Source organism: Leadbetterella byssophila DSM 17132, from assembly GCF_000166395.1.
GTDB classification, from domain to species: domain Bacteria; phylum Bacteroidota; class Bacteroidia; order Cytophagales; family Spirosomataceae; genus Leadbetterella; species Leadbetterella byssophila.
This window is the reverse complement of the sequence record NC_014655.1, coordinates 4,003,087-4,021,918: the sequence shown is the minus strand read 5'-3', so window position 1 is coordinate 4,021,918 and position 18,832 is coordinate 4,003,087. Positions and strand designations below refer to the sequence as shown.

The following is an 18,832-nucleotide window of genomic DNA, read 5'->3' as shown; positions in this document are numbered from 1 at the left end:
GCAGGGAAGTCAAATAATTTAGAACGGAAACATTTTATGGACAAACCATCCAAAATCAAGATTTTGAACCGATATTTGTTTTTAAACTAAGTTGAACAACCTATGTATCCTCATTTATTAGCCACCCATAACGCTTTGCGTTGGGTATTCTTAGCCTTCTTATTGGTATCTCTTGTCCAGTCCTATTCCGGTTGGTTTGGAAACAAGTCCTATACTAAGCAGGCCAACACCATTAAAACCATTACTGTAAGTTTAGTTCACTTGCAACTGATTGTAGGTCTGATCCTATACTTTGTCAGTCCCTTGGTAGCCGGATTCTTAGAAAATGTTGGCGCGGGCATGAAAGAAAAGGATTTACGCTTCTTCGGTATGGAGCACTTTATCATGATGGTTTTTGCTGTGATAGCCATCACTATTGGCTCGGCAAAATCTAAAAGACAAGCCAGTGACACTGCAAAATACAAAACCATAGCTATCTGGTTTACGGTAGCATTAGTGCTCATTTTATTAGCTGCACCGTCTGAATTCTCTCCTATGAATTATAGACCTAACTTTAGAAGTTTCTAGGAAAAGATATGGGATCGGGGTATTGGAAACAATATCCCGTTTCTCTTATAAGTCTGTCTACCAGCACTATTCTTTCCCGCCTTTCTCCCTCTAGTTTAATTCCTGTCTGAGCATAAAACACTTCTGCTTTTGTGGGATGTAAAGGAGCAACTACATTATAAATACCTTTCTTTATGCTCTTGTCTAAAAGACATTGAATTACCCCAATGATATCTTTGTAATGGATGTAATTCACAGTAGCACCCGGCTGTGGCAAAGGCTTATCCTTGTAGAACTTAGCCAGGAAGCGGTCTTCACCCATCAGTCCTCCCAAACGAAGGATCAGGGTATTGGAAAACGAAGACAATAGATATTCCTCTACTTCTTTAAACATCCCTTCTTCTGCATCATCCTCTGCGTATTCACCAGGTTCATCCGGATAAATGCCTGTAGTACTGCAATAGATCACCTGACCGTCAAAATCTCCTAAGATTCTGGACAAATTTTGATATCCTTCTAATCTATGTAAGGGTGCAGTAATCAAAATCGTGCTTGCTCGATGTAGCAAATCAGAATAGCCAGAAGTACAAACATCTAGAGGAAACTCACCTGACCGGTGTGAAATGAGCACTTTTTCAGACCATGCTGAAGCTACACGAGAACCTAACCAGCCTCCACCTATGATTACCAGGCTCATTTGATCTGAGAAATGATTTTCTTGGACGACAGGAGCACAAAGGCAAAATCCTGCTTACATACTTGCTTGAGATACGATTTATCACTCAAAGGAAAACTGTATATAAATAAGGTATCGTTCAGTTTTTGAATATTGGTACCTACAGGTTGACCTTGTTGTAAACCGTAAGAGTAAGCTTCAATCAGTTGACTTTTAACGCCCTGACCTTCTACTGGAAGGTCTTTATTATAGACCTCCAATGTATAATCATCAAAAACGTATGTTTGTTGGCACTCTACCCTATAATCTGCATCCCATTTCTTTTTGGCTTGTTCTCCCCAAACGCTAACCTCTTGCATAAGGTCCTTTTCTGTCACTCTCTTGATCATCGAGCGTTCAATTTCGGCCCTTATTTCAGAAGTGTCCTCTTGCTTTATGCGCCCACAAGCCAAGACAGAAAATAAACTTAAGTAAATTAGGTATCTCATGGTAGTAATAAACTAGAATCACCAAAACTAAGAAATCTATACCCTTGTTGACCAGCTTCCGCATAGATCTTTCTCCAAGTTTCTTCTCCTACCAAAGCTGCTACCAATAAAAGTAAAGTAGATGTAGGTTGGTGAAAATTCGTGATCAAACCCTTACAAACCCTAAAAGTGTAGGAAGGAAAGATCATGATTTCTGTATTCCCTACCAACTGTCCCTCATCTCCCATTTCCTTCAGCAAGGCCTCAAATGATTCTCTTGCGGTAATAGGCGGATGATCTTGATAGGGATAGAGCTTTTCAATAGAAAACGGCTGATCTTCTCCTTTGATGAGCTTGACTCCCCACCAATACATACTTTCTAAGCTTCGCATAGAGGTGGTACCCACAGGAATGATGAAATCCTCTTGAGCTAGAATCTCGTTCAAGAATTGCCTGCTTACAATGATTTGTTCCGAATGCATGGGGTGATTGAGGGCATTTTCCTCTTTCACAGGCATAAATGTTCCCGCTCCCACATGTAACGTTACAAAACTCTTTTTTACCCCTCTTCCTTCTAAATCCTGGAAAACTGCGTCTGTAAAATGAAGCCCTGCGGTAGGTGCAGCCACAGCCCCTTCATGTTCAGAATAGACGGTCTGATAATCCGTCAAATCAGACTCCTGAGATTCTCTTTTTAAATAAGGAGGCAAAGGGATATTTCCATAAGCTTCCACTACTTTGGAGAACGCCCAGTCCCCTTCCCAAGTCAGAGCAACTGCATTATCTTCCCCCTGCTTTGCCCATAACTTATATGACCTTCCTTCTAAGGTAAACTTACCTTCTAGGACTTCATCTGCTTTCCACTTCTTTTTGTTACCTATGACACAATGCCAAACCACTTCCCTGGTTTCGTCCATGACGATAGGTAGTACGGTACTAGGCTGTAAAGGGTTTAGTAGGAAGATTTCAATCAAAGCTCCGGTTTGTCGGGTAAAGTACAAACGAGCGGGAATCACTTTGGTATCATTAAGTACCAAATGAGCTCCATCAGGAAGAAAATCGCCTATTTGTTTAAATATCTGATGCGATATTTGCCCATCTTTGTAGACCAGAAGCTTAGACTCATCTCTGGGAGAATGGGGGAATCTGGCAATCTGTTCCTCAATAAGAGGATAGGTATATTCCTTAATATCAATCTTCATTCGGCGCCTCAGTGGCTAACAGTCTGTAGAATGGGAAAACCAACAAAATCAATAGAATCAATAAGCCTAGGATCAACAGATAGTTGTAGTTGAAATCCAACATTTGATCATCTGTGGAATTGATATTATAGAGGCCCAACAGCACAAAAACCAGATAAGTATTGATAAATGCTAAGAAAGCAGAAACCCATCCTTTAAAAAAGGTTTGAACACTACCTGGTCTTTTACCCCAAGAATTCTGAAGAACTCCGCTCAGATTGATCTTGGATAAAGCATTTTCTAGAAGTCCCAACAAAAAGTTAACTCCCAGGATCACCCCTGCCGACCAGTAAAAGAACTGTTGCTTAGAGATATAACCTATGGGATTTCCTGAATCTTCAAAATTTATGGCTATGCTATCAGGAAGGGTAGTATAACAAAAAAGGAGCACGATGGTCAATAAGATCAAAGAACCTATTCTCCAAAACTTAAAAAAAATATTTGTCATTATCTGGCCTATATATAACTTTAAATGTTCATTGCCTCTTGCAAAGTTAGCCCGCTTTTGTCGGACTTCAGGAATTAATTCAGAATAAATGCCAAAAATTTACACGAAAACGGGAGATAAGGGTCAAACCTCATTAGTAGGTGGCTCCAGAATATCCAAGGGACATATCAAAATTGAATCTTACGGAACCGTAGATGAGCTGAATGCATGGATAGGTGTTCTAAGAGATCTACCCGAAAATGAAAGCAGGAAAGACCTGCTCAAAGAGATCCAAGATCGTTTATTCACGATTGGGGCGGATTTAGCATCTGAACCGGAACAAACTCGAAAGAAAATTCCTTCACTCTATCCAGCAGATGTAGAATTGTTGGAGAAGGCCATGGATGAATATACCGAACAAATCCCCCCTCTAAGGGCTTTTGTTTTACCTGGTGGCCATCTCTCGGTTTCTTATGCGCATGTAGCTAGAACTGTTGCCCGTAGAGCGGAACGTCAAGTCATCCGACTCGCAGAGCAGGAAGAGGTAGAACCTTTGATCATCATCTATCTCAACAGACTATCCGACTATCTATTTGTCCTATCTCGAAAACTCACCCAAGAATTAGGAACGGAGGAAAATGCTTGGAAAGCGAGACATTAACATATGCTGAGAGCTTTTGTTAATTAATATTTAATAGTTTCGGAAGAATAAATACTAATGTTCCTTTGACCGAATTTTATGGTCCGTTTGAGCGAAGCGAAAGAGGACATCATAAAATTCATGTTTTTTTGCTACTTTCCGAACGGTCGGACCCTTTGCATCAAAAAAAGTAGAGAAAGAAAATTCATGTTTTTTTGTTACTTTCCGAACGGTCGGACCCTTTGCATCAAAAAAAGTAGAGAAAGAATATTCATGTTTTTTTGCTACTTTCCGAACGGTCGGACCCTTTGCACCAAAAAAAGTAGAGAAAGAAAATTCATATCCTTTAACTTAAGGGTTGCTTCTTTTAATTAAAATCCAGTTTTATCCTGATAGACGCCTCTCGATTAACTAATAATTAATAGTTTCGCAAGAATAAATACTAATGTTCCATTGACCGAATTTTATGGTCCGTTTGAGCGAAGCGAAAGAGGACATCATAAAATTCATGTTTTTTGGTTACTTTCCGTAAGGACGGACCCTTGCGCCAAAAAAGTAACAAGAAGAATATTCATGTTTTTTTGCTACTTTCCGAACGGCCGGACCCTTTGCACCAAAAAAAGTAGAGAAAGAAAATTCATATCCTTTAACTTAAGGGTTGCTTCTTTTAATTAAAATCCAGTTTTATCCTGATAGACGCCTCTCGATTAACTAATAATTAATAGTTTCGCAAGAATAAATACTAATGTTCCTTTGACCGAATTTTATGGTCCGTTTGAGCGAAGCGAAAGAGGACATCATAAAATTCATGCTTTTTTGCTACTTTTTTGCGCCAAAAAAGTAGAGAAAGAATATTCATGTTTTTTTGGTTACTTTCCGTAAGGACGGACCCTTCCGCCAAAAAAGTAGAGAAAGAATATTTATGTTTTTTTTGCTTAAGGTGCATTGCTTCAGATTTTTGTAGATTTTTATCCGAATCGCCCCTACTTAATTAACTAATAATTAAAATTAAATAGTTTCGGAAGAATAAATACTAATGTTCCTTTGACCGAATTTTATGGTCCGTTTGAGCGAAGCGAAAGAGGACATCATAAAATTCATGCTTTTTTGCTACTTTTTTGCGCCAAAAAAAGTAGAGAAAGAATATTTATGTTTTTTTAGCTTAAGGTGCATTCCTTCAGATTTTTGAGGATTTTTATCCGAATCGCCCCTACTTAATTAACTAATAATTAAAATTAAATAGTTTCGGAAGAATAAATACTAATGTTCCTTTGACCGAATTTTATGGTCCGTTTGAGCGAAGCGAAAGAGGACATCATAAAATTCATGTTTTTTTGCTACTTTTTTTGCGCCAAAAAAAGTAGAGAAAGAATATTTATGTTTTTTTTAGCTTAAGGTGCATTCCTTCAGATTTTTGAGGATTTTTATCCGAATCGTCCCTACTTAATTAACTAATAATTAAAATTAAATAGTTTCGGAAGAATAAATACTAATGTTCCTTTGACCGAATTTTATGGTCCGTTTGAGCGAAGCGAAAGAGGACATCATAAAATTCATGTTTTTTTGCTACTTTTTTGCGCCAAAAAAGTAGAGAAAGAATATTCATGTCTTTTAGCTTAAGGGGCAGTACTTGTGATTTTAATCCAGTTATATCCCAATAGACGCTTTTAGATGAACTAATAATTTCGGAAGATTAGTAATATTTATAGCATATTATGACCATTTAAATACTAAATAATCCATAACTTGTAGTTTTTAGCCTAAAAAAAACTTCTTACTGTATTCTTAGTTTTCCGAATTTTTTCGGCCTATGAAACGCGGGTTGATCTCCGGATAGGGTGCTTTGCCAACAAATAAAATCGCAGGTTTCGGCATCACAAGTCCAATTCGGGTCCTCATGAGAAACTTTGGAACGAATCCTATAAAAATTCAATCGGAAATCAACTTCCCCTTTTGCACCTATAGAATCCCAAGGAATGACCAATTTCCCTTCCCACCTATCTAATTCTGCCTTTGCTTCCCAATCTAACCCAAACTCTTCCGGCAGGAGATTTCTTAAGATCTGTTGAGGTTCATCTCCTAGCTTTTCAATCTCCCCTATCCATACGGCAGCATTGGGATTGATTTCTATCTCCCAATATCGGGTAGGATCTTCTGTGCCTTTGGATATAAAAACTTCAAAGACCTCTTGATTATAGAGGGGAGTATTGTGCTCTATCATATGGTTTTGCGAGGTATATGGATTATCTTCACATTGGAAATTGATGGTCAGTGCCTCTTCACTGGCTAGGAGCTCCACCTTAGTTACATAATTCACTGCTTCACCCGTAGTGGAGTGCTTAAAATAGGGATTCAGAATTTCTTTATACATACTTCAAGTAATTGAGGCGCCAATTTAAACGATACTAAGCAATATAAACTACCTTTTTTTATAACTTTGCATCCTTTCCTGCGTTTCAAACTAAAATTGATAAGAATGCATATTGCCAGAGTATTAGTATTGCTCCTATTAACCCTTCCTGCCGCAGCGCAGATTGAACCAAGATTATTTGAATTCGGACCCAAACTGGGACTAAATCTTTCAAATGTCTCCCCCTCAGATACGGTTACCTATTCTAAAAAACCGACCTTCGGAGTTCAAGCAGGCTTTTTCACTCGATTGAATGTAGGGAAATTCAGTTTACAACCGGAATTTATTTATCAGGCAAAAGGCACGAGCATGTCACGTCCTATTTCTGCCAAACATACTTATCGCTACTTCTCCACTCCTGTATTATTGGGCTATACTGCCATCAAGCATGTGTATTTTGAAGTAGGATATGAAAGAAACTGGGCACTTAACAGGATGGAAACCATCCCTACCCTGAATAAACCGTATGGCCCGGGCAAAAAGGATGATCAAAGTTTGATCATTGGGGCTAGAGTAAATCTATTGGACATGTTTTCTCTATTTAGTCTAAACCTACGCTATGTACATGGCTTGAACAATGTCTCTGAACTAAAGAGTGGCAACATACCATTGGAATTTGCTAATCGCAGCATCCAAATAAGTGCTACCTACACTTTCTCAGAACAATACCTTTGGAACAAGAAATTTGGTGTTAAAAAGAAATAATAATGGGTTTTATTGAAGAATTAAGATGGAGAGGCATGATACAGGACATCATGCCTGGGACGGAGGAACAATTAAATAAAGAGATGACTACGGGGTATATTGGGTTTGACCCAACTGCCCGTTCTTTACATATAGGAAACTTAGCCACCATTATGGTTTTGAAACAATTCCAAATGGCCGGCCACAAGCCCCTGGCTTTAGTTGGAGGTGCCACCGGTATGGTAGGTGACCCTTCTGGAAAATCAGCAGAAAGAAATTTCCTTTCTGAAGAAACCCTTTTGGAAAACCAAGAAGGAATCAAAAAACAACTAGAGAAGTTCCTAGATTTTAATTGTGGGGAGAATTCTGCTGAAATAGTGAATAACTACGACTGGTTCAAAGATATTTCCTTCTTACAGTTCCTAAGAGAAGCCGGAAAATACTTGACAGTAAACTATATGAGTTCCAAAGATTCTGTAAAACGCAGAATCGAAACGGGTATTTCTTTCACCGAATTTTCATACCAATTAATTCAGGGATACGATTATTATCACTTATATAAAACCAGAGGTGTAAAACTTCAAATGGGAGGTTCTGACCAGTGGGGTAACATCACTACAGGTACAGAATTGATCCGTAGAAAAGAAGGGGAAAATGCAGATTATTCTGCTTATGCCTTGACTACACCTTTATTGACCAAAGCAGATGGCACCAAGTTCGGTAAATCTGAAGGTGGTAACGTTTGGTTAGATCCTGAACTAACCAGCCCTTACCAATTCTACCAATTCTGGATCAACCAGAACGATGCAGATTTGCCAAGATTGATGCGTGTGTATTGTTGCTTCCTATCCAAAGAACAAATAGAAGCCATTGAAGCGGAACACGCTCAAGCTCCTCATTTGCGTGTGGCTCAAAAAGCACTTGCGAAAGAAGTAACCACTATGGTTCACGGAGCTGATGCCTATGAAAAAGCAGTACAGGCTTCAGAAGTGCTTTTCGGAAAATCAACTGTCGAAGCTCTAAAAAACCTGGATGAGCAAACCTTCAAAGAAGTTTTTGAGGGAGTGCCTCAGACGAAAGTTCAGAAATCAGATTTGACGAACGAAAGCAATCTTCTAGAGTTGATTTCTGTATTGTCTAACGGGGAAGTATATCCTTCCAAGACTGAAGCCAGAAAAGCCTTACAAGCCAATGCTGTGAGCGTGAATAAAACTAAGATTCAAGACGACAAACTACCTGTAAATGATATAGAGCTATTACACGGTAAGTACATCCTGCTAGGTAAAGGAAAGAAGAATCATATCATTGAGTTGGTATAAATAAGCTAGTCCCCAATATCCGTTGGGGACTACTCATCTTCATAATAATATCTTCTCAAAAGGAGAAATCCGACACCCCCTGCTACAAGTCCATATAAGTACATGGGCATATCAAACATGATGGATATGGCCAAACCTACCCCAGAGAAGAAAATCCCTTGAAATTCTCCCTTCCCTTTGAACATTTGGTAGAATAAAAGGCCAATAGCTATCCCAATCATGAGCATTATAATCTGCGGAAACTGTGCATATTCTATAGGCCAATTTCGGAGCAATACTATAATTTCCGGGCTCAACAGTATAATCACCGTGATCAAATACCTTACATACCTTTGACCTAAGTTTAATGGTAGATTTTTGTAAAAATCAAAATAGGTCCTCTCAAAAAAATACCAATATTGGAAGATCACACTTTGGCTATATGCTCCCATCAATCCTCCCAATCCTAATAAGCGAATATCATAATCGTCAGTAGGATATAATAGACAAACCACCATCAATACCGTACCGGAGAATACCTTTGACACCAATAATAAAACGGTTTGTCTACTTAGTAAATAATAAGGGTAGTATAACACTTGAGGAATAGGGAACTGCACCTTCCGGCCCCTGCCTATATTTAAGGATTTGGACTGATTCAACTGACTCTCTAAGACCAATGCACCTATTGCACAGAGCAGGAGATGCACAGCTATACCTAACAAACCCTTTTCCAGATATCCTGCAGTATAGGATATAATCAGCATGGCAACACTATACAGAAAGGTAAGTTGAACCAATTGAAAAATCACTCCAAAAAAGCTCAGTAAACGCGCCGTCCTGGTGAAAAGATGTAAATGGTGTAGAAATTCATTCTCCTTCAACAACAACGCTCTTCTGGCATATGCTATGACCTTAATGCCATGAAGAATCCATAGTAAACAAGCCAAAAGGAATACGCCATTATCCTCCAAGGCGCTATGAATAAGCGTTAAGTGTTCCTTAGCTCTTAATAAACCAAAAGCTAACAGGATAACTACAAATACGAAGATGGCATTCTGCCTGTAATAGGTCTTAACCCAAGTCAGATAAAGTATTCTGCTCATATATTCTTCCGTATTTCACTTCATAAAATTGGGTGATAGGCAAAGCCTCTAAAGCGGTATCCTGATGCGAAGACAGCAGAAAACTTACACTCTCCTTTTTATATTTTTCCAGGATCAGATCAACTAGTTTCTGAATACTAACTTTGTCTAAAGTGACTAGTGGCTCATCCAATAAGATCAGTTCCGGACTTCCCAAAAAAGCCGCTATGATCCCAATCTTCTTTGTCATGCCCGAGGAATACGTTCCTATAGGCTGCTTCCAATATTGATCTGAACCAAACAATTCCCCAAAGGCAAACAACTGCCCCTCCTCCGCACGTTTTGCTTCAGCTACAAACTTTAATATATCCCATCCCGATAAGAATTCCGGATACAAAGGCTCAGCCTCTCCCAAATTCACACATAGCCTATAGGCAACAGGATTCTTCTTCAAATCTTTCTCTTTCCAAAGTATATTTCCATCAAAAGGGATAATCCCTCCTATGCTTCGAAACAAGGTGGACTTTCCGGAGCCGTTTTGTCCTTTCACCCAATGGATTCCCATAGGAATCTCCAAATCACTTCTTTCTATAATAGTATGTCCCGAATAGGCCTTGCTGTAAGCTTCAAGTTTTAACATAATCTGTAAATCCTACAAGTAAAAGTAAAAATCCTGTAAAGGATGTGCTCTTGCAAGCTAGTAATTTTGTAAAGTAAATGCACAATACCTATGAAAATTGATATTCCAATTCAACATATTCCCGACGAGAATCTGCTAAAACAGAGACTCTCTGCGGTGCCCGATTTACAGAATTTTAATATCACTAATAATTCTATCAGCATTGATGCAGATAAATATCCGGAAGAAGTGGTTCAAGCTGTAGCGCAGATTCTCAAAGATGTAGGCATCAAACTGAGCTCTGCCACTCAAAATTGGCCGGTCATGGGGATGTCTTGTGCCTCTTGCGCATCAAGTTCGGAAGCAACGCTTAATAATCAGGTAGGAGTCATTCAGGCCCAGGTTAATTATGCAAGTGGTAAAGCTACCGTGGAATATATACCTGAATTGATTCAGCCGACCAACCTAAAAACCGCCTTACAGAGTGCCGGATATGACTTACTTATTGAACAAGAAGATGTAAGCCAAATCAAAGAATCTGAAGCCTCTACCCTAAAGAAGAAATTATTAGGAGCCCTGATCCTATCTGTTCCGCTCTTCGTCATAGGCATGTTCTTTATGCATATGCCCTATGCCAATTACATCATGTGGGCTTTAGCCACACCTATGCTGTTCTATTTTGGAAGACAATTCTTTATAGGCGCCTATAAACAATTTCGCCATAAAAGTGCCAATATGGATACTTTGGTGGCCTTAAGTACAGGAACAGCCTATGTGTATAGTACTATCATCACCCTCACTCAAGAACATGGACATGTGTACTTTGAAGCCGCAGGTATAGTCATAGCCTTCATTTTATTAGGAAAATGGCTAGAAGAAAGAGCAAAAGGAAATACCTCTTCTGCCATCAAACAACTGATGGGACTTCAACCTAAAACCCTGACTATTGTCGCAGAAGACGGTACCACTTCCATACTCCCTATCCAACAAGTTCAAAAAGGACAAGTTATACTGGTCAAGCCAGGAGAGCAAATTCCGGTGGATGGAGAGATTCTAAGTGGAGAATCCTACGTAGATGAGAGTATGATCACAGGAGAACCTGTCCCAGTGCGAAAAGGGAAAGCTGACTCTGTGTATGCAGGAACCTTAAATCAAAAAGGAAGCTTTCAGTTTCAAGCCACTAAAGTAGGCTCAGAAACCCTACTGGCAAGAATCATACAAACCGTGGAAAATGCTCAGGGCAGTAAGGCTCCGGTTCAAAAACTGGTAGACAAAATAGCCTCAGTCTTTGTTCCTACTGTGATTAGTATAGCGGTAATAAGTCTAGTGTTTTGGGGATTGATGGGCAACTGGTCCCAAGGTTTAAATGCCTTCGTAACTGTCCTAGTAATTGCGTGTCCATGTGCTTTAGGTTTGGCCACCCCTACCGCCATTATGGTGGGAGTAGGTAGAGGAGCCCAAAAAGGAATATTGATCAAGGATGCAGAGAGTTTGGAGCTAACGCAAAAAATGAATGCCTTGGTACTTGATAAAACAGGAACCATTACAGAAGGTCAGCCCTCTGTCACTAGAATTCAATGGATACAAGAACCCTCTGAACTATGGAAAGATCTTTTGTATAGTATAGAGAAAAGATCTGAGCATCCTTTAGCGGATGCTATCTGCAAACATCTGGAGGGTAGATTCTTGTCTAATCTAGAAGTGGAAAATGTGAGTGGTCAAGGGATTATAGGTTTTTGGGAAGGTCAGAGATATAGAGTAGGTAATCCGGAATGGATTAAAGTAGAATTAACGGATACACAAAAGGCCCAATTCAAATCTCATCTGGATCTTGCACAAACAGTCGTGTTCTTTGCTGATGATACCCGGGTCTTAGCTATCATTGGCATTAGAGATAAAATTAAAAGTGGCTCAAAAGCAGCTATTGAACGCTTGCAAAAAGATGGAATTGAAGTGTATATGCTTACAGGAGACAATGAAGCCACAGCGAAAGCGGTTTCCTATGAAATGGGCATTAAAGAGTATAAGGCGCAGGTACTTCCTGAACTGAAAGGGGAATTTATCAAGCGTTTGCAGTCGGAAGGAAAGGTAGTAGGCATGGTAGGTGACGGCATCAATGATTCACAAGCCCTGGCCTTAGCAGATGTGAGTATAGCTATGGGCAAAGGCAGTGATATAGCTATGGAAGTGGCGAAGATGACCATAGTTTCTTCAGATCTGCAAAAGATACCTGAGGCCATAGAGGTTTCGAAACTTACAGGAAGAGCTATCAAACAGAACCTGTTTTGGGCGTTTATTTATAATGTAATAGGAATTCCAATTGCGGCCGGGATCTTTTATCCTGAGTTCCTTCTAGATCCCATGTGGGCAGGGGGAGCCATGGCCTTTAGTTCAATAAGTGTAGTATTAAACAGTTTAAGATTAAGATGAAATTCAAGACTAGTATCAATTGCTCCTCATGTGTAGCAAAAGTAAAACCTGTTTTAGACGGTTTAGTGGAAAAATGGGATGTGGATACAGAGAATCCCGATAAGATTCTCACCGTAGAAGGCGGAGACGAAGAAAGCATTGTAAGAGCCTTAAAGAAAATAGGTTATCAAGCACAAAAAATCGAGAGCAAGTCCTAAGACTTGCTTTTTTTTTGAAAATATTTGTAACAAATCCGAAGAATGGAAGTTTACTATGCAAACAGTCTGAAAAGCTATTGAACTCTTTAACTGATAACGCTTTAATGCTTAAAGTCAAGGCGGGAAGTCTTGATCATATGGGCCTACTTTTTGAAAGGCATTATCAGTCTTTGTTCAGCTTTATTTATCGTATGACCACTGACAGAGAAAACAGCGAGGACATGGTTCAAAATGTTTTCTTGAGGATGATCAAATACAGGCACACGTACAAAGGAGAAGGGGAATTCAAAACGTGGATGTATCACTTGGCCAGGAATGTTATGAACGACTATTTTAAGGCAAAAACACGAAAAATTGAAGTACCAGCAGAGCCATACGATACTACAAGCGATGAAAAGGAGGACCAAGTCAGACTCTTAGAAATAGCATTAAATAAATTGAGTGAAGAGCAAAGAGAGATTCTAATACTAAGTAGGTATCAAGAACTAGCCTACTCTGAAATAGCCAGGATTTTGGAGATTTCTGAGGCGAATGTGAGGGTTAGAATCCACAGAGCCATAGCTCAGTTGAAGACCATATATTTAAAATTATCGGAATGAACAAGCTAATTGACTACCTGAATGGAGAGCTGAATGAAGCAGAGAGAGCAGAAGTGGAACAGAAGCTTTCTACGGATCCGGAATTTGCCCGTGAATGTGAGGAAACGAAGGCCCTTTGGGACAGTCTAAAGCTCATCACCATACCCCAAATGGATAAATCTCGATTCAAACATGCGTTAGAGGGATACAAACAAGCTGAAAAACCCAGATTCTCTTGGTCAGGTCTTTGGAACAAACAACCCAAAATGCGCTTGGCCTACACTTTCCTACTGATTCTAATCGGTTTAGCTGGAGGTTGGCTATTAAATGAAAACCAAAATAATGAAATAGCAAAAGTAGAAGAAGAGGTCACCAGTCTAAAGCAAGAAATGGTACTGACACTAATAGAGAATCCCTCTGCCACGGAAAGGATAAGAGCGGTGAATATGAGTACTGAAATCCCTGACGCGAATGACAAGGTTATTGATGCCCTTCTTAGCACCTTAAATAATGATCCGAATGATAATGTCCGACTAATGACTTTGGAAGCCCTTATAGGCTTTGCAGATCATCCAAAAGTACGTCAAGGTCTGGTTAAATCCATAGTAAGCCAGGAATCTCCTATTTTACAGTCGGCTATGGCGGATGTGATGCTGAACCTACAAGAAAAAAGCTCTGTAAAACCTTTGAAAAGTATACTAAAGCAAGAAGGTCTAGACAGTACGGTTAAAGATAAAGTAGAAAAAACGATTCAACAGATACTCATATAATTAACACAAAAATGAAGAAGCTATTATTACTCCTTTTCCTAGGAGCACAGTCGCTCTTTGCTCAAAAAGTAAACGAGCAGATTTACAAAGAAGTAGATGTGACAGGCAGTGAAATGACCCTTGAAGTTTATAATATTTTAGGATCCATAAAAGTCGAGGGGTACGCTGGAAATAAGATCCTTATCACTGTGGATAAAGAAATTACCGGTATTACTAACGACAAGGAGCCTTTCGAGTTAGGCATAGAAAAGAAAGATAATGTAGTACAAGTCTTTACCAAAACCCCGTATGATTCACGTAATGGATCTAGGAATAAGAGCCAACAAAACATTCATCTGAAATACAGCATCAAAGTACCGCATGATATACATCTCAAACTTTCTACTATCAATAGTGGAGATATAGAAGTGGCAAGAGTAAACGGAACTATACATGCCAGAAACATCAACGGTTCTATCCGGGCTACAGAAGTTAAAATGCCCTCTGATCTTCAAACCATCAATGGAGAGATCAATATTACCTACGCCTCTAACCATCTTAATGGTTCAGTATGTAAGACCTTAAATGGATCCATACATGTGTCATGCCCCGCTGAGACCTCTGCGAATATTCAATTAAAGACTATGAATGGTCATTACTATACTGATTTTAGTGAAGAAGAGATGGGAAGAACTCAAGCAGTCATTCCGGACAAAGGAAAGGAATCAGGCCGCTCCAAACTTAATTCAGAAACCCACATTACTCTGGGAAAAGGGGAATGCCACATGAAATTTGAAACCATGAATGGCAGTATTTATATCCAAAAAAAAATATAAAATGCAACGCTTAATCTACCTATTACTTTTCTCCTGGGCACAAGTACATGCTCAAATCGAGGTGGAACTTAGTCAGCCCACTAAGCCATATACATTGGAAGTAAGTCTTTTTGCCGGTGATATTCACCTCACTAAACATGCCGGAAAGAATGTGCGAGTAGAAGTAATTAAGCACAACCCCGCACCTCCAGCCCCTCCAAAAGAAGGGATGAGGCGCATTTCTCCGGATGATGAACATCTCTCTATAGTTGAGAAAAACAATCACATCATTATTGATCAGGGCTCTTCTCTAAAGCCAAGTAAAATAGTGATTCATGCTCCTAATGAGGGTCACTTTCTGTTGAAAACCGTACATAATGGAAATATTGTCGTAGAAAATATCAGTGGTGATTTCGAACTTACAAACGTGAACGGCAAGATAATCATGAACAATGTCTCAGGATCTGCCGTCGCAAGCACGATCAACGGCAAGATTCATGCTACTTTCTTACAGGTAAAGCAAGGAACACCTATGGCTTTTTCCACTTTAAATGGAAACATAGACCTCAGCTTTCCCGCCACTATAAAAGCCAACCTAAAAGCCAGATCAGATCACGGTAACATTTACAGCGATTTTACATTAAAAAATGAAAGTACACTCAGTAAAACACAAGAGAAAGGCATGACCCGCCTAGAAACCTCTAAATGGGTAACTTCAACAATAAACCAGGGCGGTCCGGAAATGATGCTCAAAACGGTAAATGGGAACATCTATATCAAACGCAACAAATAAAGCCCACCTTAAGAATTTTTAACACAAGAGTACTGAAAATCAGTACTATATTGCAACCACATCCGGCGAATAGTCGGAATATGAAAAAGCTATTACTTTAAAAATGAAAACTATGCTAGCAATGCTTTGCATGGCCGGAGGTATGGCCATGGCTCAAAGCAACAACACCCGGATTACCGGAGTAATCCACGATTCCCAAGGATCAAAAATCCCCTTCGCCAACGTCTTTTTGTATGCAGTAGCCGACAGCGTATTTAAGAAAGCAGTGGCAGCTGATGAGGAAGCCAAGTTTAGTATTGAAGATGCAGGATATGGCAATTACTATATCAAAGTGACAGCAGTAGGCTATTCAGACTATTCCAGCCCCAGCTTCATGCTAAGTTCTGAAAATCCTCAGATAGCTTTGGACCATATCCAATTAAATGACAGAGCCCTTGCACTCTCTGGAGTGCAGGTTACTGCCCGAAAACCATTTATAGAACAGCACTTGGACAAGATGGTGATTAATGTAGAGAGCAGTATTTCAGCCAGTGGAAGCTCCGCCTTGGAAATCTTAGAAAAGGTACCTGGGGTTATGATAGATAGACAGTCTGATCAAATTAGAATTCGAAATAAATCAGGAGTAATCGTCATGATCGATGGCAGAGTAGCACAAATGACCGGAGAGGCACTCTCTCAGTATCTAAGCAACTTGAGCTCAGACCAAATTGCCTCTATAGAAGTCATCACAAGCCCATCCTCAAAATATGATGCTGCTGGAAATGCAGGCATCATAAATATACGTCTAAAAAAGAACCAAAATTACGGCACCAATGGGACTTTAAGCATGAACTTGGGCAAAGGTATATTATCTCAATCTGTATCAAACTTACATCGCGGAAATGTTGATTTAAACATTAACCACCGAACTGAAAAGTGGAATATCTACAGTAATCTAGGGCTAGGATTGAATAATTTTTATAACGATAACCACTTTATCAGAAGCGTTACAAATACGAATGGTAAAACGAGTTTCGACCAATATACAGAAAGGTTCGGAAGTGTAAAAAACTATATTGGCAGACTAGGGGCAGACTACAACTTCACTAATAAATTAACTATAGGATTAAGAGGAGATATCAATCTATTGGGGGGGGAAATGTCAAGTCAAGGTATAAGTTTAGTGAATGAAATTCAGGCAGGGGAACCTTCACTTACAACACTGAAACCCAACAGTAATAGAACTATGGGTACAGACATGTATTCTATTAATGCTAATCTAAGGCACAAAAATGGAGAAAAAGAAGTCTCGGCAGACCTCGATTACAGTCTTTTTGAAAATAGATCTGATCAAGTGTTTAACAATAATTACTATTATTCAGGGGGAGATTCTCTAACAAGACAATGGGTAATTCAGCCCAATAACACAAACATCTTCACAGCAAAACTTGATATTACCCTACCATTTGAAAACAAATTAAAACTTGATTTTGGCGCAAAATCAACATCCGTATCCACAAACAATGATTTCACGTATGAAGACTTTAAGAATGGAATATGGATTAAAAATCCGAACCAATCGAACCACTTCCGCTATAAGGAGAATATCCATGCAGTTTACCTCAGCTCAGGATATACTTTCGTTAGATGGACCTTACAAGCTGGTTTACGGGGTGAATATACCCATTCAGATGGCCATTCAATTACTCTGGGCCAGCGCAATACAAGGGACTATTTTAATCTCTTCCCTACTGGATTTGTAAACTATAAGATTGCAGAGAAACACCAAATTAAATATGCTTATAGTAAACGCATAGACCGGCCAAACTATGGAACACTCAACCCCTTTATCTTCTACTTAGATCCATACTTCTATGTAAAAGGGAATCCAAATCTGAATCCTCAATTTACAGATATGAACGAACTCACTTATACCTTTAAGGACCAATACTTTGCAACTTTGGAATACTCTAGATCACGCGGACTCATTAGTGAAGTAGTTACATTAGATGGGGATATAAGTATTTCCCAAAAACAAAATATAGCCAGGGGTGAAAACTGGGCATTTATTCTTTCTTTACCCATCAAATTCAACAATTGGTGGTCAAGCCAAAATAGTTTCCACATATTTCACGATAGTTATACAGATAATAACTTAGCCGGAACTACCTTAAATAATAGTGCATACAGTGCAGGGTTCCGCACTACTCAAACATTTACCTTGCCTAAAAAATGGACACTTGAACTAAATTATTGGTATAACACCCCAAGTGCGTACGGAATTTACCGCCAATCACATGCACAGCATGCACTTAATCCGGGACTCCAGAAGAATTTTGGTAAGATCAAGCTAAAGTTAAACGTTTCAGATACCTTCCTAACTTCCTTTTACAGAGGATATGTACAAAGTGACAATATTGATCTTCACATCTCTAATAGATGGAATGCAAGAAGAGTTGCCCTGTCATTAAGCTATTCTTTCGGTAACCAAAATATTAAAAACCAGAATCGAACTTCAGCCTCAGAGGATGAAAAAAGAAGGGCTTCTGCAGGTTAAGGAATAGACCTGATTCTAAAATCCTTGATCTCTTGCCTGGACCAGGTGGTTCTAATACCAAAATATCCGCCGCTAAGAGGTTGAGGATCTTCAAAGGAGAACACGAGTTCCTGATCCAGATAAAATTCTACTAACGCACCTTTCTTTCGTGTTAAAACTTTATAAGAATGGTTAGGGATTAACCTAATATTAGATTCCTGCAATAAGGGTTTCTGACCTAAACCATCATATCTTCGGAAACGGGAGGTGGTATTATAATTACCTCCCATTCCTACATAATACATGCGAGTAGAATCATAGGACTCAAAAACTCCACTTCTAGTAAATGGATACGCGTCTGCGCACCAAAATTGATTCAGATCAGAAAGCCTGTCGTTCTTACCCGAATCCAGAATTATAGTGCGCGTATATTCAATTTCATAATCTCCCTTCAATTCCTCCTTCCACCAAAGCGTTACCCCTCTGGGCGTATCTAGAGTTATTTTCTTTCTACTCCACTTTAGCGCATTCGGATCCTCACTTTCCACTATCCATTTCCTTGAAGGTGGAACAGTTGTACAGCCAAAACACAAGAACAAAAGACAAATTCTAATCATAGGGATTAAGGTAGGACCTTTAAAGTTAGTATATTGGTCGGGAAT

At 39.3% G+C, this 18,832-nt stretch carries 19 protein-coding genes; 11 read left to right on the top strand and 8 right to left on the bottom strand.

The window, feature by feature from the left end; translation table 11 throughout:
* The first annotated feature begins 102 nt into the window (after positions 1-102).
* A complete protein-coding gene (locus tag LBYS_RS17865; RefSeq protein ID WP_013410246.1) occupies positions 103-567 on the top strand; it encodes a hypothetical protein in 465 nt (154 codons plus the stop codon).
* Here LBYS_RS17865 and LBYS_RS17860 read toward each other — a convergent pair.
* From LBYS_RS17860 to LBYS_RS17845, 4 genes are all read right to left on the bottom strand, one after another.
* On the bottom strand, positions 554-1,243 hold the full coding sequence (locus LBYS_RS17860; RefSeq protein WP_013410245.1) for a Rossmann-fold NAD(P)-binding domain-containing protein: 690 nt from the start codon (positions 1,241-1,243) through the stop codon (positions 554-556). The two genes, LBYS_RS17865 and LBYS_RS17860, sit on opposite strands and share 14 nt — an antisense overlap.
* The gene (locus LBYS_RS17855) at positions 1,240-1,611 is read right to left on the bottom strand and encodes a hypothetical protein (RefSeq protein ID WP_148225844.1); all 372 of its coding nucleotides are present in this window, start codon (positions 1,609-1,611) and stop codon (positions 1,240-1,242) included. The genes LBYS_RS17860 and LBYS_RS17855 overlap by 4 nt, the downstream gene beginning before the upstream one ends.
* A 95-nt stretch (positions 1,612-1,706) precedes the next feature.
* Positions 1,707-2,891, bottom strand: coding sequence for an S-adenosylmethionine:tRNA ribosyltransferase-isomerase (locus LBYS_RS17850; RefSeq protein ID WP_013410243.1), 1,185 nt, complete (start codon positions 2,889-2,891; stop codon positions 1,707-1,709).
* A complete protein-coding gene (locus LBYS_RS17845; RefSeq protein ID WP_013410242.1) occupies positions 2,881-3,378 on the bottom strand; it encodes a hypothetical protein in 498 nt (165 codons plus the stop codon). The genes LBYS_RS17850 and LBYS_RS17845 overlap by 11 nt, the downstream gene beginning before the upstream one ends.
* 88 nt (positions 3,379-3,466) lie before the next feature.
* Here LBYS_RS17845 and LBYS_RS17840 point away from each other — a divergent pair, with 88 nt between their 5' ends.
* Positions 3,467-4,018 (top strand): cob(I)yrinic acid a,c-diamide adenosyltransferase, encoded by a 552-nt coding sequence (locus LBYS_RS17840; protein WP_013410241.1) that lies wholly within the window; start codon positions 3,467-3,469, stop codon positions 4,016-4,018.
* A gap of 1,753 nt (positions 4,019-5,771) precedes the next feature.
* Here the strand turns inward: LBYS_RS17840 and LBYS_RS17830 are convergent.
* Positions 5,772-6,368 (bottom strand): carbohydrate-binding family 9-like protein, encoded by a 597-nt coding sequence (locus LBYS_RS17830; RefSeq protein ID WP_013410239.1) that lies wholly within the window; start codon positions 6,366-6,368, stop codon positions 5,772-5,774.
* Positions 6,369-6,473: 105 nt separating this feature from the next.
* On the opposite strand from LBYS_RS17830, the gene LBYS_RS17825 reads away from it, so the two are divergent.
* Both LBYS_RS17825 and tyrS read left to right on the top strand, forming a co-directional pair.
* A complete protein-coding gene (locus LBYS_RS17825) occupies positions 6,474-7,112 on the top strand; it encodes a porin family protein (protein ID WP_013410238.1) in 639 nt (212 codons plus the stop codon).
* 2 nt (positions 7,113-7,114) lie between these two features.
* A complete protein-coding gene (gene tyrS / locus LBYS_RS17820; protein ID WP_013410237.1) occupies positions 7,115-8,410 on the top strand; it encodes a tyrosine--tRNA ligase in 1,296 nt (431 codons plus the stop codon).
* Between the two features lie 29 nt (positions 8,411-8,439).
* Here tyrS and LBYS_RS17815 read toward each other — a convergent pair whose 3' ends face one another.
* The gene (locus LBYS_RS17815; protein WP_013410236.1) at positions 8,440-9,495 is read right to left on the bottom strand and encodes a hypothetical protein; all 1,056 of its coding nucleotides are present in this window, start codon (positions 9,493-9,495) and stop codon (positions 8,440-8,442) included.
* Positions 9,464-10,114, bottom strand: a complete 651-nt coding sequence (locus LBYS_RS17810) for an ABC transporter ATP-binding protein (protein ID WP_013410235.1) — start codon at positions 10,112-10,114, stop codon at positions 9,464-9,466. Before LBYS_RS17810 ends, LBYS_RS17815 begins: the two co-directional genes overlap by 32 nt.
* A 90-nt stretch (positions 10,115-10,204) precedes the next feature.
* Here LBYS_RS17810 and LBYS_RS17805 point away from each other — a divergent pair, with 90 nt between their 5' ends.
* From LBYS_RS17805 to LBYS_RS17775, 7 genes are all read left to right on the top strand, one after another.
* A complete protein-coding gene (locus LBYS_RS17805) occupies positions 10,205-12,523 on the top strand; it encodes a heavy metal translocating P-type ATPase (RefSeq protein WP_013410234.1) in 2,319 nt (772 codons plus the stop codon).
* Entirely contained in the window at positions 12,520-12,720 is a 201-nt protein-coding gene (locus LBYS_RS17800) for a heavy-metal-associated domain-containing protein (RefSeq protein ID WP_013410233.1), read from the top strand. Before LBYS_RS17805 ends, LBYS_RS17800 begins: the two co-directional genes overlap by 4 nt.
* Positions 12,721-12,824: 104 nt before the next feature.
* The gene (locus LBYS_RS17795) at positions 12,825-13,319 is read left to right on the top strand and encodes an RNA polymerase sigma factor (protein WP_013410232.1); all 495 of its coding nucleotides are present in this window, start codon (positions 12,825-12,827) and stop codon (positions 13,317-13,319) included.
* A complete protein-coding gene (locus tag LBYS_RS17790; protein ID WP_013410231.1) occupies positions 13,316-14,068 on the top strand; it encodes a HEAT repeat domain-containing protein in 753 nt (250 codons plus the stop codon). The genes LBYS_RS17795 and LBYS_RS17790 overlap by 4 nt, the downstream gene beginning before the upstream one ends.
* An 11-nt stretch (positions 14,069-14,079) precedes the next feature.
* Positions 14,080-14,883, top strand: a complete 804-nt coding sequence (locus LBYS_RS17785; protein ID WP_013410230.1) for a DUF4097 family beta strand repeat-containing protein — start codon at positions 14,080-14,082, stop codon at positions 14,881-14,883.
* A gap of 1 nt (position 14,884) precedes the next feature.
* Positions 14,885-15,655, top strand: a complete 771-nt coding sequence (locus tag LBYS_RS17780; RefSeq protein WP_013410229.1) for a DUF4097 family beta strand repeat-containing protein — start codon at positions 14,885-14,887, stop codon at positions 15,653-15,655.
* Between the two features lie 103 nt (positions 15,656-15,758).
* Complete coding sequence (locus LBYS_RS17775; protein ID WP_083794602.1) at positions 15,759-18,191, top strand: TonB-dependent receptor; 2,433 nt, start codon at positions 15,759-15,761, stop codon at positions 18,189-18,191.
* On the opposite strand, the gene LBYS_RS17770 is transcribed toward LBYS_RS17775, so the two are convergent.
* Positions 18,188-18,787: a DUF6250 domain-containing protein gene (locus tag LBYS_RS17770; protein ID WP_013410227.1), complete on the bottom strand. Its 600-nt coding sequence runs from the start codon at positions 18,785-18,787 to the stop codon at positions 18,188-18,190. The genes LBYS_RS17775 and LBYS_RS17770 overlap by 4 nt on opposite strands.
* Between the last annotated feature and the right edge of the window lie 45 nt (positions 18,788-18,832).

What these genes read in the sequence shown, in the direction of transcription:
- LBYS_RS17805 (WP_013410234.1), top strand. Translation starts at nt 10,205, where the DNA reads ATGAAAATTGATATTCCAATTCAACATATTCCCGACGAGAATCTGCTA.
- LBYS_RS17770 (WP_013410227.1), bottom strand. Translation starts at nt 18,787, where the DNA reads ATGATTAGAATTTGTCTTTTGTTCTTGTGTTTTGGCTGTACAACTGTT.
- LBYS_RS17815 (WP_013410236.1), bottom strand. Translation starts at nt 9,495, where the DNA reads ATGAGCAGAATACTTTATCTGACTTGGGTTAAGACCTATTACAGGCAG.
- LBYS_RS17840 (WP_013410241.1), top strand. Translation starts at nt 3,467, where the DNA reads ATGCCAAAAATTTACACGAAAACGGGAGATAAGGGTCAAACCTCATTA.
- LBYS_RS17785 (WP_013410230.1), top strand. Translation starts at nt 14,080, where the DNA reads ATGAAGAAGCTATTATTACTCCTTTTCCTAGGAGCACAGTCGCTCTTT.
- tyrS (WP_013410237.1), top strand. Translation starts at nt 7,115, where the DNA reads ATGGGTTTTATTGAAGAATTAAGATGGAGAGGCATGATACAGGACATC.
- LBYS_RS17795 (WP_013410232.1), top strand. Translation starts at nt 12,825, where the DNA reads ATGCTTAAAGTCAAGGCGGGAAGTCTTGATCATATGGGCCTACTTTTT.
- LBYS_RS17810 (WP_013410235.1), bottom strand. Translation starts at nt 10,114, where the DNA reads ATGTTAAAACTTGAAGCTTACAGCAAGGCCTATTCGGGACATACTATT.
- LBYS_RS17825 (WP_013410238.1), top strand. Translation starts at nt 6,474, where the DNA reads ATGCATATTGCCAGAGTATTAGTATTGCTCCTATTAACCCTTCCTGCC.
- LBYS_RS17850 (WP_013410243.1), bottom strand. Translation starts at nt 2,891, where the DNA reads ATGAAGATTGATATTAAGGAATATACCTATCCTCTTATTGAGGAACAG.
- LBYS_RS17775 (WP_083794602.1), top strand. Translation starts at nt 15,759, where the DNA reads ATGAAAACTATGCTAGCAATGCTTTGCATGGCCGGAGGTATGGCCATG.
- LBYS_RS17865 (WP_013410246.1), top strand. Translation starts at nt 103, where the DNA reads ATGTATCCTCATTTATTAGCCACCCATAACGCTTTGCGTTGGGTATTC.
- LBYS_RS17800 (WP_013410233.1), top strand. Translation starts at nt 12,520, where the DNA reads ATGAAATTCAAGACTAGTATCAATTGCTCCTCATGTGTAGCAAAAGTA.
- LBYS_RS17830 (WP_013410239.1), bottom strand. Translation starts at nt 6,368, where the DNA reads ATGTATAAAGAAATTCTGAATCCCTATTTTAAGCACTCCACTACGGGT.
- LBYS_RS17790 (WP_013410231.1), top strand. Translation starts at nt 13,316, where the DNA reads ATGAACAAGCTAATTGACTACCTGAATGGAGAGCTGAATGAAGCAGAG.
- LBYS_RS17780 (WP_013410229.1), top strand. Translation starts at nt 14,885, where the DNA reads ATGCAACGCTTAATCTACCTATTACTTTTCTCCTGGGCACAAGTACAT.
- LBYS_RS17845 (WP_013410242.1), bottom strand. Translation starts at nt 3,378, where the DNA reads ATGACAAATATTTTTTTTAAGTTTTGGAGAATAGGTTCTTTGATCTTA.
- LBYS_RS17855 (WP_148225844.1), bottom strand. Translation starts at nt 1,611, where the DNA reads ATGATCAAGAGAGTGACAGAAAAGGACCTTATGCAAGAGGTTAGCGTT.
- LBYS_RS17860 (WP_013410245.1), bottom strand. Translation starts at nt 1,243, where the DNA reads ATGAGCCTGGTAATCATAGGTGGAGGCTGGTTAGGTTCTCGTGTAGCT.